13 protein-coding genes are annotated in these 15,004 nt (G+C 41.2%); 8 read left to right on the top strand and 5 right to left on the bottom strand.

The genetic code is table 11. The features are described from left to right. Window positions 1-48 precede the first annotated feature (48 nt). Together mtgA and ppk1 are read left to right on the top strand one after the other, a co-directional pair. On the top strand, window positions 49-723 hold the full coding sequence (mtgA, locus tag F946_RS08085) for a monofunctional biosynthetic peptidoglycan transglycosylase (protein ID WP_004694386.1): 675 nt from the start codon (window positions 49-51) through the stop codon (window positions 721-723). 110 nt (window positions 724-833) lie between these two features. Continuing rightward, entirely contained in the window at window positions 834-2,918 is a 2,085-nt protein-coding gene (gene ppk1, locus F946_RS08080) for a polyphosphate kinase 1 (protein WP_004981023.1), read from the top strand. An 87-nt stretch (window positions 2,919-3,005) separates the two neighbouring features. Here the strand turns inward: ppk1 and oxyR are convergent, their stop codons facing one another. The 4 genes from oxyR to rubA form a co-directional block, all read right to left on the bottom strand. Then, the gene (gene oxyR / locus F946_RS08075) at window positions 3,006-3,908 is read right to left on the bottom strand and encodes a LysR family transcriptional regulator OxyR (protein ID WP_004981021.1); all 903 of its coding nucleotides are present in this window, start codon (window positions 3,906-3,908) and stop codon (window positions 3,006-3,008) included. A 13-nt stretch (window positions 3,909-3,921) separates the two neighbouring features. Continuing rightward, window positions 3,922-4,860, bottom strand: a complete 939-nt coding sequence (locus tag F946_RS08070; protein WP_004694383.1) for an alpha/beta fold hydrolase — start codon at window positions 4,858-4,860, stop codon at window positions 3,922-3,924. A 57-nt stretch (window positions 4,861-4,917) separates the two neighbouring features. Further along, entirely contained in the window at window positions 4,918-6,096 is a 1,179-nt protein-coding gene (locus F946_RS08065) for an NAD(P)/FAD-dependent oxidoreductase (protein ID WP_004981020.1), read from the bottom strand. A 68-nt stretch (window positions 6,097-6,164) separates the two neighbouring features. Next, window positions 6,165-6,329, bottom strand: coding sequence for a rubredoxin RubA (rubA, locus tag F946_RS08060; RefSeq protein ID WP_004694381.1), 165 nt, complete (start codon window positions 6,327-6,329; stop codon window positions 6,165-6,167). A gap of 516 nt (window positions 6,330-6,845) precedes the next feature. Here rubA and F946_RS08055 point away from each other — a divergent pair. Next, on the top strand, window positions 6,846-7,388 hold the full coding sequence (locus F946_RS08055; RefSeq protein WP_004981018.1) for an adenine phosphoribosyltransferase: 543 nt from the start codon (window positions 6,846-6,848) through the stop codon (window positions 7,386-7,388). A 36-nt stretch (window positions 7,389-7,424) separates the two neighbouring features. Here F946_RS08055 and F946_RS08050 read toward each other — a convergent pair whose 3' ends face one another. Further along, window positions 7,425-7,931, bottom strand: a complete 507-nt coding sequence (locus F946_RS08050) for a YqiA/YcfP family alpha/beta fold hydrolase (RefSeq protein ID WP_004981014.1) — start codon at window positions 7,929-7,931, stop codon at window positions 7,425-7,427. A 277-nt stretch (window positions 7,932-8,208) separates the two neighbouring features. On the opposite strand from F946_RS08050, the gene lysS reads away from it, so the two are divergent. The 5 genes from lysS to F946_RS08025 all read left to right on the top strand — a co-directional run bounded on the left by lysS (window position 8,209) and on the right by F946_RS08025 (window position 14,936). After that, the gene (gene lysS, locus F946_RS08045; RefSeq protein ID WP_004981012.1) at window positions 8,209-9,735 is read left to right on the top strand and encodes a lysine--tRNA ligase; all 1,527 of its coding nucleotides are present in this window, start codon (window positions 8,209-8,211) and stop codon (window positions 9,733-9,735) included. Window positions 9,736-9,876: 141 nt separating this feature from the next. Further along, window positions 9,877-11,322 (top strand): capsule assembly Wzi family protein, encoded by a 1,446-nt coding sequence (locus F946_RS08040; RefSeq protein ID WP_004981010.1) that lies wholly within the window; start codon window positions 9,877-9,879, stop codon window positions 11,320-11,322. A gap of 527 nt (window positions 11,323-11,849) precedes the next feature. Next, window positions 11,850-12,764, top strand: a complete 915-nt coding sequence (cysD, locus tag F946_RS08035; RefSeq protein WP_004694369.1) for a sulfate adenylyltransferase subunit CysD — start codon at window positions 11,850-11,852, stop codon at window positions 12,762-12,764. Window positions 12,765-12,904: 140 nt separating this feature from the next. Next, entirely contained in the window at window positions 12,905-14,521 is a 1,617-nt protein-coding gene (gene cysN, locus F946_RS08030) for a sulfate adenylyltransferase subunit CysN (RefSeq protein WP_004981008.1), read from the top strand. Window positions 14,522-14,663: 142 nt separating this feature from the next. Continuing rightward, complete coding sequence (locus tag F946_RS08025) at window positions 14,664-14,936, top strand: hypothetical protein (RefSeq protein WP_004981006.1); 273 nt, start codon at window positions 14,664-14,666, stop codon at window positions 14,934-14,936. The last annotated feature ends 68 nt before the right edge of the window (window positions 14,937-15,004 follow it).

The raw sequence follows: 15,004 nt of genomic DNA, 5'->3' as shown, positions 1-15,004 counted from the left end.
GCCCAAGCTTAGCATGAATAAAAATGATTTTTGGAGTAAGCCACTGGCATGAAAGCTTTTATTGTTCGTAGTTTGTTAGTCGTTGTTAGCTTCGTGCTTTTGGTACAGTTGTGGATTTTTGCAAGCCTAGCGTGGTGGCGTTACAAGCCAGTGGAAACCACCATGTTTATGCGGATTGATTATTGGTCTGAGCCATCTAAACCCATTCAACATGAATGGCGTGATTATGACGAGATCAGTGAGTACATGAAAAAAGCCATTGTTGCGGCTGAAGATGGCAAGTTTATGCAACATCATGGTTTTGACTGGGATGGGATTCAAGCGGCGCTCGAACGTAATAATGACACGGGCAAAGTGGTTGCGGGTGGTTCAACAATTTCTCAGCAATTGGCCAAAAACTTATTTTTATATAATAAGCGTTCATTCATTCGTAAAGGTCAAGAAGCTGTTGCAACTTGGATGATGGAGCGGATGTGGAGCAAAGAACGCATCTTAGAGGTATACCTAAACTCGGTGGAGTTTGGCGATAATATCTATGGCGTGGAAGCTGCAACCCAACACTACTTTGGTAAAAGTTCACGTAGCTTAAGCCGAGAGCAGGCGGTCTTTTTAGCGGCTATTTTACCCAATCCGAAATACTACCAAGACCATCAAAATGACCGTAAGCTACAAAATCGTGAGCGCATGATTCGAAAGTATATGCGCTATAGCGATATCCCTTAATTTGATTGATCTGAAAAAGCCCAAATTTATGGGCTTTTTTTTATGAAATTGTCACAAAATTGAAGCATACTTATCATGATAAAACGCATTCAAATAATCAAAGGTTAGCTATGAATACGGCAGCAAGCACATCTCCGATACTACAACCTGAATACGCGTATAACGATCGCTATATTAACCGTGAGTTATCGATATTAGATTTCCATTTACGTGTATTGGAACAAGCCGTAGATCCTTTACATCCGCTGTTAGAACGGATGAATTTCTTACTGATTTTTTCACGTAACTTAGATGAGTTCTTTGAAATTCGTGTTGCGGGCGTCATGGAACAGTTGGATCTGGGTAATGAAAGCCGTAGCCCCGATGGCTTAACCCCACGCCAAGTCCTCGAGCAAATTTCGCAAACCGCACATGCCGCAATTGAACGTCAGTATCGTATTCTCAATGATGAAATTCTGCCGAAACTACGTGAAGAAGACATTTGCTTCTTACGCCGTGGGGAACTGACACCTGCACAGTCTTCATGGGTGAAGAAATATTTCCAAGAACAGGTTGCACCTGTTTTAACACCGATTAGCCTTGACCCTGCGCACCCATTTCCGCGTTTAGTGAATAAAAGTCTCAACTTTATTGTGACTTTGGAAGGGAAAGACGCATTTGGTCGTCAGATTGATTTGGCCGTTGTGCCTGCACCACGTTCATTGCCACGTGTGGTTCGTCTACCTGATGAACTCACAGGTGGAAAAGAGCATCATGTGATGCTTTCAGCCATTATCCATGAGCATGTTTCTGACTTGTTCCCAGGGATGACAGCGACAGGCTGTTATCAGTTCCGTGTCACACGGAATGCTGATTTGGCGCTCAATGAAGATGTGGAAGACTTAGCCAAAGCACTGAAAGGTGAGTTAAGTTCACGTCGTTTTGGACGAGCAGTACGTTTGGAAGTTACACAAAACTGTCCAGAACATATTTATAACTACTTGCTAGATGAATTTGATCTGCATCAGGAGCAGTTGTATAAAGTCGAAGGACCTGTGAATTTGGCGCGTTTATTGTCCAATTTTAAACGTCCCCATCTACGGTATGACGCGCATATTCCTGTTATTCCTAAAGTATTGAAAAAGTCGGAAAGCATGTTCTCTGCAATGCAGAAACAGGATATTTTACTACATCATCCGTTTGAGTCTTTCGCACCTGTGATTAACTTATTGCGTGAAGCGGCACGTGACCCACAAGTGTTGGCGATTAAACAAACCCTATACCGTAGTGGTGCAGACTCTGAAATTGTACAAGTCTTAGCAGAAGCGGCGCGTAATGGTAAAGAAGTTACCGCAGTGATTGAGCTGCGTGCGCGTTTTGATGAAGAGTCAAATATCGAAGTGGCAAATGTGCTACAAGAAGCGGGCGCAGTGGTTGTTTACGGCATTGTGGGCTATAAAACTCATGCCAAAATGATTCTTGTGGTACGCCGTGAAAATAATAAACTCGTTCGTTATGTGCACTTGGGAACGGGTAACTACCATGCGGGTAATGCACGAATTTATACCGACTATGGCTTGCTCACGACTGATAAAGAGTTGTGTGAAGATGTACACCGTATTTTCCAAGAATTGACAGGTATGGGGAAAATGGCGAAGCTGAAAAAGCTACTTCATGCGCCATTTACGCTCCATGCACAACTGATCAATTTTATTGATGATGAAATTGCCAATGCGAAAGCGGGCAAGAAAGCGCAGATTATTGTGAAAGTAAATGCACTAACTGAAGTGCAACTGATCAACAAGCTATATGAGGCATCGCAGGCGGGTGTACAAATCGATCTCATTATTCGTTCAATTTGTTGTCTACGCCCAGGCTTGCCAGGGCTTTCGGAAAACATTCGTGTACGTTCGATCGTGGGGCGTTTCTTAGAACATACCCGTGTTTTCTATTTTAGTAATAATGGCGATGCGCGTATTTATGGTTCGAGTGCTGATTGGATGGATCGAAATCTATTTAATCGTGTTGAGGCCTGTTTCCCAATTGAAGATCCTGCTTTGAAAAAACGTATTTATCAGCAAGGTTTGTTGACCTATTTGCAGGATAATCAACAAGCTTGGTTACTACAGGGTGATGGAACTTGGCTTCGTGCGACGCCAGCTGAAGGCGAAACCGAGCATAATGCACAGCGTTATTTGCTAGATGTGATTAAATAACTTTAGGGGTTGTGCTTGAGTCAACTAAAGATTTAGGCACAAAAAAAGGAGTCATGTTTGACTCCTTTTTTATGCACAAAAATAAGCTTAGTGCAGATCTTGAGTAATTTTTTGCAGGATTTGTAATAGCACATCAAATTCGCTTTGTAGCGGGGTGCTTTTACGTGTCACCAAAGCCAAGATACGGCTTGGAGCAGCTTCAATTTGTTTGACCATCAAATCTGGATTCGCTTTAATCATATTGGTATGAATTGCGATTTCAGGTAATAAGGTAAAACCAAGATCAGCCGATACCATTTCCACAAGGGTCGGTAAAGAACTCGCTTTTAAACGATGGTCATTCTTACGTTCACCAATTGGGCAGGCACTTAGAGTGTGGTCACGTAAGCAGTGGCCTTCTTCAAGCAACATTAAACGCGAAAGGTCTAAGTCATCCAGCGATTTGGCTTGGCTTGCGATATCTGATTTATTGCAGACCAAAAACAAACTTTCTTTTGCGACTTCAGCAACTTTTAAGCCACGTGTATCAAAAGGTAGGGCCAAAACGACCATGTCTAAATTACCATGTTCGAGTTTTTCTACAATTTTTTCACTTTGCGCTTCGTGTAAATGTAGTTGAATTTTAGGGAGTTGCTTATGCACTTCATCTAACAATTGCGCCAGAATAAATGGCGCAATGGTTGGAATAACACCTAGATGTAAATCACCAGTTAAAGGCTCGCTCATTTCTCGGCTTAAACGCATCAGGTCTTGAGCATCTGCCAGTAGAACACGAGCACGAGCAACGACTTGCTCGCCTAGAGGAGTTAAGCGCACATTTTGGCGATCACGCTCTACAAGTACGCCACCGAGTAGGCGTTCAAGCTCCATAATCCCGCCCGACAAAGTCGATTGGGTTACAAATGAACGGCGTGCAGCTTCAGTAAAATGCAGCGTTTCTGACAGTGTAACGAGATATGACAGCTGTCTTAAGGATGGTAATGCAGCCATAGTGTCCTAATGATTATGATTTAAAGTGTTGTGCAAATAATTCGCTAAGATTTGGAATGAAGTGCGGTGGGATATCATGCCCCATTCCATCAATTAATTCAAATTTAGCGCCCATAATTGCCTTTGCAACGGCCTTTCCGTGACTAGGCGGGAGTAAACGGTCTCGCGAACCGTGTACCACAAGGGTCGGTTGTTGAATCTGTTTGTCCAGTTGCAATAAAGAACCTGTACATAATATTGCTAAAAACTGTTGAAGTACACCCGCAGGGTAATAACTTCGGCGATATAATTTGCGAGAAGTCTGAATTGACTCGATTGGATTGTGATAATCAGGCGAGCCAATGATCTTAAACACTTTCAAAGAGTGGCTCACAATTCCTTCTTCATCGGTCGATTCAGGTCGACCAATTAGACTAAAGAGTTGCTTTGGAAAAGGCGGCGGCAGTAAAGGTTGGTTGTTACTGGTGAACATTAGGCCGAGCTTTTTGACCTTCTGTGGATGACGCGCTGCTAGAATTTGCCCAATCATACCACCCATGGATGCACCAATCACATAACTTTCATCTAAACCTAAACGGTCTAAAAGCAGTGCCACATCGTCAGCCATGTCGTATAAGTCATAAGGTGCACCACGGTTATCTAAACCTAAAGCAAAACGCCCCATCAGTTTGAGGGTGTTTAAGCGTGGACCTTGATGTTTAATTTTTGAAGATAAACCAATATCGCGGTTATCAAAGCGAATGATACGAAAACCTTGATCAATCAGAGATTTACAGAAGAAATCAGGCCAAAATAAGAGCTGTGCTCCTAAGCCCATGATCAAAACAATGGTCGGATGATGGTCTTCGCCACCGATTTCGACATGGAGTTCAATACCATTGCCTAAGTCGACTTTGGTTTCGCGCATAAAAGAGGTATAGGGTGAAAGATTATATTGGAGTGCGCTATTCATTATTGTAATCCTCACATAAAGGACATCTATTGTTATAAATGTCCTTTTATTTAAACTCTAAACCTGTGCTGGAATCAAGTCTGGAACCAGTTTTGTTAATGCTAAACGTTGTTTCGCTGCGGTTGCACCGAGCAGTACGAAGCCGCGAAGTGTACCTTGACTGTCTAGGGCTTTGGCAATCATGCCATCGTCTAATTCCTCAGTTTCCCAGTTCACCTCTGCATCGATTGGCGCAGGCAAAACAGTGAGCGGCGCAGCGGGTGTTTTAACTGCTACAGGCATAGCAGGGTAATGCACTGCAGTTGTGTCACCATTTAAGGTTTTGGCTAAAGCGCGTGCTTGTTGCATGATTGGCATGACATAAGGCAGCAAGAGTCCGTTCACTTCAGCACAATCTCCTACCGCGTAGATATGCGGCTGATTGGTCTCAAGTTGTGCATTGGTCAAAATGCCACGACTGGTTTGAATATCTGCCTCTTTTGCCAGGGAAATGCTCGGTTGTAAGCCAATTGCAGATAACACTACATCTGCGACCAAAGACTGACCATTGGCTAAGGTCACAACATAGTCACCATTTTCAATTTTAGACACTTTTTCAACTGTGGTGCCAAGGACAAAATGAATACCCGTTGCTTCAAGGTTTTCTTTAAAGGCACTTGAAACATGCGCTGGCAATAAACGGCCCAAAGGCTGGTTTGCCAAGTCGATAACGGTAGCTTGATGGCCTGTATGTTGTAAATCATTGGCAAATTCGCAGCCGATGAGACCTGCACCTAAAATAACTACACGCTTGTCTGCACGTTTTTCAAGTTCTGCACGAAAGGCTTTATAGTCGTCTAGATTGTTTACAACTTGAATGTCATTGCTTCCATCACCTGCAATGGCTAAGCGAATTGGGTTTGCACCTACTGCTAAAACCAATTGAGAGTAGGGCTGTGTAGATTCAGTGTCATCTTTAACAAGGGTTAACTGCTGTTGTTCAGTATGAATTTCTTTTACCCAAGTATGCGTAGCAATCTGCATTTTCAGTTGTGTTGCCATTTTCTCTGCATCACCCAAAGCAATTTGTTCAGGTGCTTTGTTGGCAACAAAGGCATTGGACAATGTTGGTTTGGCATAATTAGTCGCATCATCTGCACATAGCATAAGCAGCTCTTGTTCAGGGTTCAGCTTGCGAAATTCACGTGCTACAGCATAGCCTGCCATACCTGAGCCAATGATGACGATGGGATGCATAAGGTTCTCCAGAGATTATTTTAAAGACGTAAAAAAAGACCATGCTGCATGGTCTTTAACACTATGAATTAGATTTCAACCATTTCAAAATCGATTTTTGACACGCCACAATCTGGGCAAGTCCAATCGTCAGGGATATCGTCCCATTTTGTTCCCGCCACAATGCCATCTTGTGGCCAACCTTCTGCTTCGTCATAAATCCATCCACAAACGATGCATTGATACTTCTTCATTTGACTCTCCAAAACGCTGAACAAGAAAGGGTTCAGCAAAATAATCCATTACGCAAGCTGCTATTCATCTGAGTGGTTAGCATGCTTCGCTAATCTAAATTTTTACGCAGTTCTAATACGAATGTAAAGTAAATATCGGAGTTTAATGATTGAATCTATCTGCTAAAAGCGATGATCAGGACAAAACGTATCATTTAAAACCAGATCGTATTTTTCAAAATTGTGAAAGATATAGATGATTGCATGTCAAAAAGATGTGTTTTTTCAATCAGCTAGTCTTTTAAAATCCTTAAAAATATAGACTATGGTCGTGATGCAAATGTGGAATTAAATTGCTATTTTACCATTGGGTGAATTTATACCTAATATTTATTAAATAAATGATTTAATTAAAAAACAATAGTTTACATAAATATTTTGGTTGTTCAGTCGGCTGCATAGCCAATGCTTGACTGTTTTTTTAACAGATAAAGCTGTAAAATTCATCTATTCCTTTTCAAATTTTATTGATCTCCTATGAACAACTTGTCTACAACGTTGTGGTCGCACATTCGTACGGTCCAAGATTTTCCAAAACCTGGGATTTGCTTCTTCGATTTAACACCATTGTTTATGAGCAATATTGAGCCTTTAACCGTCGCGTTAATTGCAAGTATTCCTGCTGAGCAGTTGGCGGAAGTAGATAGTTTTGTTGCTGTAGAAGCACGTGGTTTTGTGCTTGCGAGCTTATTGGCACAACGTTTAGGTAAAGGTTTATTGTTGGTACGTAAAGCAGGCAAGCTGCCACCACCGGTGGTGGGTGTGGGTTATAGTTTGGAATATGGTTTAGACCGCTTAGAAATGGCAGCCAATACCCCGTCGCAAAAAGTGATTATTGTGGATGATGTTTTAGCGACAGGTGGGACATTAAAAGCCGTTAAACAGTTGGTGGCAAAATGTAATCATGAAGTGCTCGGTGCTAGTATTTTTCTTGATTTGCCTGATTTGCATGCTGACTTAGGTTTAAAGATTTGGTCAGTATTAGATGACAAATCAAAACCAGAATCTGTTGCGGCGTAAGCAGATTAAAAAGCCTTGGGACATCCAAGGCTTTTTTTATTTATATAAATATTGTTGTTCTAGATGTTCAATCAGTTGATTAATATTTTCAGGTTTAAGTAATCGGTGGTGTCCACCTTCAACTGCTTGAATCAACATATAATTTTCTAAAATTTCCTGTGCTGCATACATATCAATTAATTCATCTCCCAGCTCCAAGTAGGCCACTTGCGGTACATTGTGGTCTAAGTCAGTCTCATTAATGCTCGGGTAATCATCGCGAAAGTCAGGCGCTAAGCGTGGGTTGGCAATCACACATGGAATTTGATGTAGCAGCGACATTTTCAATGCCCAATACGCACCAATACAATGCCCAACAATAATCTCAGGTTTTATTTTTTCAATAATATCGTCGTAGAAACTGGCTACGGTAGAAAAATTGAGATAGCGATAATCGATATCGATACAAAATTTCTGCTTTGCATCAATGGCATGGAACTTAGTGGACTCGCGAGAGGAGTCTAATCCATGCAAAAACAAAATTTTAGATTCGCATCTGCTCATGATTTATCATTCAATTAAAAAACTAAATTATTTTATGAGTGGAGAAAAGTTTACTTTTCCACGATTTATAATGTCCATTGTAGAGAGATTGACCGTGAAATGAAGTTAGCTTTTGGTCTAAGAAATAGACAGACCTTTTATACGGTGGGTGTCTTAGCTCTGAAATAAACAGGATGTATACTTTTTTATATACCGCGTGGTTTTTGATGATGCTCATTCGTCTGGAATTCTGCTATGCTATGCAACTTCCGTTTTTTAATACATATACGAGGCAGAGATGACGCAACAAAACGCTCAATCGACTTCTGAACAAACCATTTCCGAAAACGATTTAATTGCACAGCGTCATGCCAAGTTAAAGCAGATTGAAGATCAAGCCAAACAAACGGGCACTAGCCCATGGCCAAACACGTTTAAACGTGAACATTATGCGCAAGACTTACAAGATCAATTTGCAGACAAAAGCAAAGAAGAAATTGAAGCAGCAGAGCATGTTTATGTGTCTGTAGCGGGTCGTGTGATGTTGAACCGTGGTTCATTCATCGTGATCCAAGATATGACGGGTCGTATCCAGTTATATGTAGCACGTAAAGAATTAGCACCAGAAACTTTAGAAACCATTAAGAGCTTAGATCTTGGCGATATTATCGCGGTGAAAGGTTATATCGGTCGTTCAGGTAAAGGTGACCTTTATGTCCATATCGAACATTTTGAGCTTTTAACCAAGTCGCTTCGTCCACTTCCAGATAAATTCCATGGTCTAAACGATACTGAAGTTAAATATCGTAAGCGTTATCTTGACCTGATTGTGAACGAAGAAACACGTAAGACTTTTGAAATCCGTGCCAAAGTGGTTTCAGGCATTCGTGCGTTCTTAACTGAACAGCGCTTCATGGAAGTAGAAACACCTATGATGCATGTGATTCCGGGTGGAGCATCAGCGCGTCCATTTGAAACACATCATAATGCTTTGGATATGCCACTTTTCTTACGTATTGCACCTGAGCTTTACTTAAAACGTTTGGTGGTTGGTGGTTTTGAGCGTGTGTTTGAAATTAACCGTAACTTCCGTAACGAAGGTGTTTCGACGCGTCATAACCCAGAATTCACTATGATTGAATTCTATCAAGCTTATGCAGACTATAAAGACTTGATGGAACTTACCGAAAATATGCTTGAACGCTTAGCGCTGGACATCTTAGGTTCAACTGATGTGCCTTATGGTGAAGAAGTGTATAGCTTCAAAGGTCCATTCAAGAAAATTTCGATGTTTGATGCCATTCTTGCACACAACCCAAAGTTCACGCCTGAAAATGTCAATGATCGTGAATTCTTGGCAAAATTTGTGCAAGAAGAGCTGAAAGAGCAGGTAAAACCAGGTTTTGGTCTGGGCAAACTTCAAACCATCGTATTCGAAGAAACTGTTGAAACTCAGCTACGTCAGCCGACTTTCATTACAGAATATCCAGCTGAAACATCGCCATTGGCACGTCGTAATGATCATAATCCACACATCACTGACCGTTTTGAGTTCTTTATTGGTGGCCGTGAACTTGCGAATGGTTTCTCCGAGTTGAATGACCCGATTGACCAAGCTGAACGTTTCCAAGCACAGGTTTCAGAAAAAGATGCAGGTGATGATGAGGCAATGCACTACGATGCAGACTTTGTTGAAGCACTTGAGTATGGTTTACCACCGACAGCGGGTGAGGGTATTGGTATTGACCGTTTAGTCATGTTATTCGCTAATGCAGCAAGTATTCGTGATGTGATTCTGTTCCCACACATGCGTCATAAAAACTAAGTTTGATCTGAACATAAAAAGCCCGCATTCATTGCGGGTTTTTTTATTGATCTTTACAACATTACTAAATAGAAAAGCTTGAAAAAAAGAGATAAAAAAAATAAGGTAACACTTAGCTTTAAGTCCTGAGAATAAAACGGAATGTTTCTAAAAAACACACTTGCAATCGCTGTGCTAATGGGTGCAACAACGAGTATCTTTGCTCAAGGTCTAGTTTTAAATGATCAAAATTTAAGAACGGATCTAAACTGGTTAAATCAGCAGGGTGTGATACAAATTAGCACATCAACATGGCCAATGAGTGGTGATGAAATTCAAAGAGTATTGTCTCAGGCTAAAGTAGCGACTCCTGCTCAGCAAAAAGTTATTGAGTCAGTGCGAGCTCATCTCGATCGTGAGAACGCGATGTTTAAAGCACGTTTATTTGCAGAGAGTGATCAAAAACAAATTCCGCAAGCTTTTGGTGATCAAGAAAAAGCACAGTACCAAGCAGGTTTGGAATTTAATGCCGGCGGTGAAAATTGGGATGTTCGCCTTAGAGTGAATGGAGAAAAAGACCCACAAATTGACAACGATCAAGACGTTAATATTGAAGGATCTTACATAGCTGGAAAATTGTGGAATCAATGGTTAATTGCCGGCCAGATACCAACATATTGGGGGCCAGGTCATGATGGGAGCCTTTTACGAGGTGATGCGAGTCGCCCAGTCTATGGCTTTACCGCTCAGCGTGCAGATCAATCAGCTTTTGAAACAAAATGGTTGTCATGGATTGGCCCGTGGCAATATCAAGCATTTGCAGGTCAATTAGATGATTATTCTGCTGTACCTGATGCTAAATTAGTGGGTGTACGTCTTACAGCACAACCTTTACCTTATTTAGAATTAGGTGCTTCCCGTGCTTTTCAATGGGGCGGAGAAGGTCGTCCTGAAAGTTTAAGTTCATTATGGGATGCTTTTGTCGGAAATAAAGACAATGGTGGGACTGGAGAACCAGATCCATCTAACCAAGTTGCTGGTTTTGATGCTCGATTGAATTTTCAGCAGTTGTTGAATGTACCTATGAGTCTGTATGGGCAATATGTAGGTGAAGATGAAGCTGGTGGCTTACCTTCTAAAAAAATGTATCTTGCTGGCGTGGACTATTCGTCATCTTTTAAAAACATGCCATATCAACTTTATACAGAGTGGGCTGATACTCGAACCAATCGTGAAGCACAAGGTATTTCATATAACCATAGTATATATAAAGACGGATATTACCAACATGGTTTCCCATTAGGCCATGCCATGGGTGGAGATGGTGAAATGGTATCTTTGGGTGGTGATATTCGATTCGATGCAATGAACCGTCTAAATGGTCGATTATTATTTGCAAAGGTTAATCAATCTGGCCGTATTACCAATGCAGCCTTTCCTGAAACAGATGATCTAACAGCTATCGATTTAACCTGGTCACATTACTTAAGACCATTTGTACCAATCAAAATTAATGGTTGGTTCAGTGATTCTGATTTACATGGTAATGATGCTGGTGCATCGATTGGCATAGAAATCCCTTTGGACAAGCGCGTTTTTCATTATTAAGATTTGAGAGTGATAATACCCGCATTGATTGCGGGTTTTTTTATGTTTTACTGATTAATCTCAAAGTAATTGGCATCCAAACTTTTTGTCTATCATGTTGATATATAAAACGAACAAGCCGGTCTGCATCGAGTGTTATTTTTAGTCTTGTAGGTTGCGAGTTTGGTGAGTCATATACATAGAACATAAATGAAACCGACTTTAGGTATTTGTAGATGTATTGCCAAGCAGAAACATGGATGAAGAGTCGAAGCGTGGAAGGGTGGAAGGGTGGAAGGGTGGAAGGGTGGAAGGGTGGAAGGGTGGACAGGCTTAGTGCTTTGAATGAAGTTGATGTAATATTTGAGTTTATTTGGGGGATATAATTGTTGAATAAAACTTATAGGGCTTATCAATTTTGTTTTATATGAGGTTTTTGCATATAAATATAATAAAACAAGCAATAGTGTGTATAACTAAATCTTTATAATGAATATATATTTTTAAAAGTGTAATAAGTACACGATTTTTGTGAGTTGGTGCTGTCAATGTCATTAAATGAGGAAAGACTTACTCATCTTAAACAGCTTGAAGCTGAGAGTATTCATATTATTCGCGAAGTAGCTGCTGAGTTTGAAAACCCAGTGATGCTTTATTCTATTGGTAAGGATTCAGCAGTCATGCTGCATCTGGCGCTTAAAGCGTTCTATCCTGCCAAGCTTCCATTTCCGCTTCTGCATGTAGATACGGGCTGGAAATTTAAAGACATGATTGCTTTCCGCGACAACATGGCAAAAACCCATGGCTTTGATTTGATCGTACATCAAAACAAAGAAGGGAAAGATGCGGGCATTAACCCGTTTGACCATGGTAGCTCAAAGTATACCGACATCATGAAAACTCAAGGCTTAAAACAAGCACTTGATAAATACGGTTTTGATGCGGCATTTGGTGGTGCACGTCGTGATGAAGAAAAATCACGTGCTAAAGAACGTGTCTACTCATTCCGTGACTCGAAACACCGTTGGGACCCGAAAAACCAACGTCCTGAACTTTGGAATCTTTACAACGGTAAAGTGAACAAAGGTGAAAGTATTCGTGTATTCCCACTATCAAACTGGACTGAGCTTGATATTTGGCAATATATCTACTTGGAAAGCATTCCATTGGTTCCACTTTATTTAGCTGCAGAACGTCCTGTGGTTGAGCGTAGTGGCACCCTGATTATGGTTGATGATGAACGCATGCCTTTAAAAGAAGGCGAAGTTCCACAAATGAAATCGGTACGCTTCCGTACGCTTGGTTGTTACCCACTTACGGGTGCAGTTGAGTCAACGGCAAATACTTTACCTGAAATTATCCAAGAAATGTTGCTTGCAACCAGCTCTGAACGTCAAGGTCGTATGATTGACCATGATGAGGCGGGCTCGATGGAGAAGAAAAAGCAAGAAGGTTATTTCTAAAATCTCCCCCTAACCCCTCTTTAGTAAAGAGGGGAGAACTCCCGAAAAAAATGGAGGAAAGTCCTCCTTTATCAAAGGAGGATTTAGGTAGATTTGAAGATTAAAAACCGATTTCTAAAGAATATGTGGAGTTTTGAGCAATGTCTCATCAATCAGAACTGATTAGCCAAGATATCTTGGGCTATCTAAAACAACATGAAAATAAAGACTTATTGCGTTTTCTGACTTGCGGTAACGTCGATGATGGTAAGTCAACTTTAATTGGCCGTTTGCTTTACGATTCAAAATTGATTTATGAAGATCAATTGCAAGCAGTAACTCGTGACTCTAAAAAAGTCGGTACGACAGGCGATGCACCTGACTTGGCACTCCTTGTCGATGGTCTACAAGCTGAACGTGAACAAGGCATTACCATTGATGTGGCTTATCGTTATTTCTCAACTGAAAAACGTAAATTCATCATTGCCGACACGCCAGGACATGAGCAATACACGCGTAACATGGCGACTGGTGCGTCAACCTGTGATCTTGCGATTATCTTGATTGATGCGCGTTATGGTGTACAAACTCAAACACGTCGTCATACTTATATTGCAAGCTTACTTGGCATTAAGAACATTATTGTTGCGATTAACAAAATGGACTTGGTTGAATTTTCTGAAGCGCGCTTCAATGAAATTCAGACGGAGTATGCAGGTTTTGTGGCGCAATTGGGTGACCGTAAGCCAAACAACATTATCTTTACGCCTATTTCAGCATTGAATGGTGATAACGTTGTCAATAAATCACCAAATACGCCATGGTATACAGGCGAAACGTTAATGGGGACGCTTGAGTCTGTGGAAATTAACCGCAGTTCAGTGACCAACGATTTCCGTTTCCCTGTGCAATATGTAAACCGTCCAAATCTCGACTTCCGTGGTTTCTGCGGTACGGTTGCGCTGGGTGATGTATCAGTAGGTGACAAAATCGTGGCTTTACCATCAGGTAAGTCATCGACCATCAAAGAAATTGTCACTTATGATGGTAACTTAGAGCGTGCCGTTGCAGGTCAAGCTGTAACGTTGACGCTGAATGACGAAATTGATATTTCGCGTGGTAACGTACTTGTGCGTGCGGATCAAGCTGCGCCAGAAATTTCACGTTCGGTCAATGCCACTGTAGTTTGGATGGCAGATCAACCGCTGGTGATTGGTAAGTTGTATAACTTAAAAGTGGGCACGCAAACTGTTCCTGCAAAAGTGACTGCAATTAACTACCGTACCAATGTGAATACATTGGAAAAAGTACAAGTCGATAGTCTTGAGCTGAACGCGATTGCTAATGTCACGGTTGAGTTTGATGCGCCTGTCGTATTTGATCGCTACCAAGACAGTCGTTATACAGGTTCATTTATCTTCATCGACCGTTTAAACAACGTGACGATTGGTGCGGGTATGGTGGAAGAGTCTGTGGAATGGTCTGCACACAGCAACCCTGTCACAGCGGAAGACCGGGCTGCACGTTTAGGTCAAAAACCTGCTGCGGTAACTGTATCTGTGAAAGCACTTGAAAATGCACAAGTACTTGAAAACTTGTTAATTCAACAAGGTGTGGTTGCGATAGCGAAAGCAGGTCTAACTGCTGATCAGGTTGCACTAGTACGTGAAACAGGTGTGGTTGTGGTGACTGACCTTGTCGACGGTACAGATGTCGCATTCACTCAAGATGCGGTTGAAGAGCTAGCTGATAAAATTGTTGAATTGGTTCGTCTATAAGAGATTGAGCTCATTTGAAGGAACCCACCGTAAGGTGGGTTTTTTATTTCTATATTAGATGGATAAATATTATTCAAATAAATAATGTGATATTTCAATAAAAATTCAGTGCTATAGAATGCCTCTTTTGTAGAGGGATATTATGAAAAAAATATTATTATTTATTGGGTTAACTTTAACTTTAACTTTTGCTGCTGATGCTAAACAGGCTACGCAAAGTGATGAAGCGATTAAGAAGGAAATTATTCAACAATCGATACAAACGTATTCGGGAAATTGTCCTTACAATACTGCAAGAAATGGAAGTCGGTGTGGTAAACGTAGTGCTTACAATCGAGTCGGTGGTGCTGCGCCACTTTGTTATCCAGAAGACGTGAGTGATCGTATGGTAAAAGAATTTAAAGGGCGAGCGTAATTTAAGTTCGATTTACAAGGCTTGGAAAATGAAAGAAAACCTGCGGAGATACAGGTTTTCTATTTTGG

Origin of the sequence: Acinetobacter johnsonii ANC 3681 (genome assembly GCF_000368805.1) — a bacterium.
In the GTDB taxonomy this organism is placed as follows: Bacteria; Pseudomonadota; Gammaproteobacteria; order Pseudomonadales; family Moraxellaceae; genus Acinetobacter; species Acinetobacter johnsonii.
The sequence above is the reverse complement of the archived record's forward strand: the minus strand, read 5'-3'. Positions and strand labels throughout refer to the sequence as shown.

What these genes read in the sequence shown, in the direction of transcription:
- mtgA (WP_004694386.1), top strand. Translation starts at nt 49, where the DNA reads ATGAAAGCTTTTATTGTTCGTAGTTTGTTAGTCGTTGTTAGCTTCGTG.
- ppk1 (WP_004981023.1), top strand. Translation starts at nt 834, where the DNA reads ATGAATACGGCAGCAAGCACATCTCCGATACTACAACCTGAATACGCG.
- oxyR (WP_004981021.1), bottom strand. Translation starts at nt 3,908, where the DNA reads ATGGCTGCATTACCATCCTTAAGACAGCTGTCATATCTCGTTACACTG.
- F946_RS08070 (WP_004694383.1), bottom strand. Translation starts at nt 4,860, where the DNA reads ATGAATAGCGCACTCCAATATAATCTTTCACCCTATACCTCTTTTATG.
- F946_RS08065 (WP_004981020.1), bottom strand. Translation starts at nt 6,096, where the DNA reads ATGCATCCCATCGTCATCATTGGCTCAGGTATGGCAGGCTATGCTGTA.
- rubA (WP_004694381.1), bottom strand. Translation starts at nt 6,329, where the DNA reads ATGAAGAAGTATCAATGCATCGTTTGTGGATGGATTTATGACGAAGCA.
- F946_RS08055 (WP_004981018.1), top strand. Translation starts at nt 6,846, where the DNA reads ATGAACAACTTGTCTACAACGTTGTGGTCGCACATTCGTACGGTCCAA.
- F946_RS08050 (WP_004981014.1), bottom strand. Translation starts at nt 7,931, where the DNA reads ATGAGCAGATGCGAATCTAAAATTTTGTTTTTGCATGGATTAGACTCC.
- lysS (WP_004981012.1), top strand. Translation starts at nt 8,209, where the DNA reads ATGACGCAACAAAACGCTCAATCGACTTCTGAACAAACCATTTCCGAA.
- F946_RS08040 (WP_004981010.1), top strand. Translation starts at nt 9,877, where the DNA reads ATGTTTCTAAAAAACACACTTGCAATCGCTGTGCTAATGGGTGCAACA.
- cysD (WP_004694369.1), top strand. Translation starts at nt 11,850, where the DNA reads ATGTCATTAAATGAGGAAAGACTTACTCATCTTAAACAGCTTGAAGCT.
- cysN (WP_004981008.1), top strand. Translation starts at nt 12,905, where the DNA reads ATGTCTCATCAATCAGAACTGATTAGCCAAGATATCTTGGGCTATCTA.
- F946_RS08025 (WP_004981006.1), top strand. Translation starts at nt 14,664, where the DNA reads ATGAAAAAAATATTATTATTTATTGGGTTAACTTTAACTTTAACTTTT.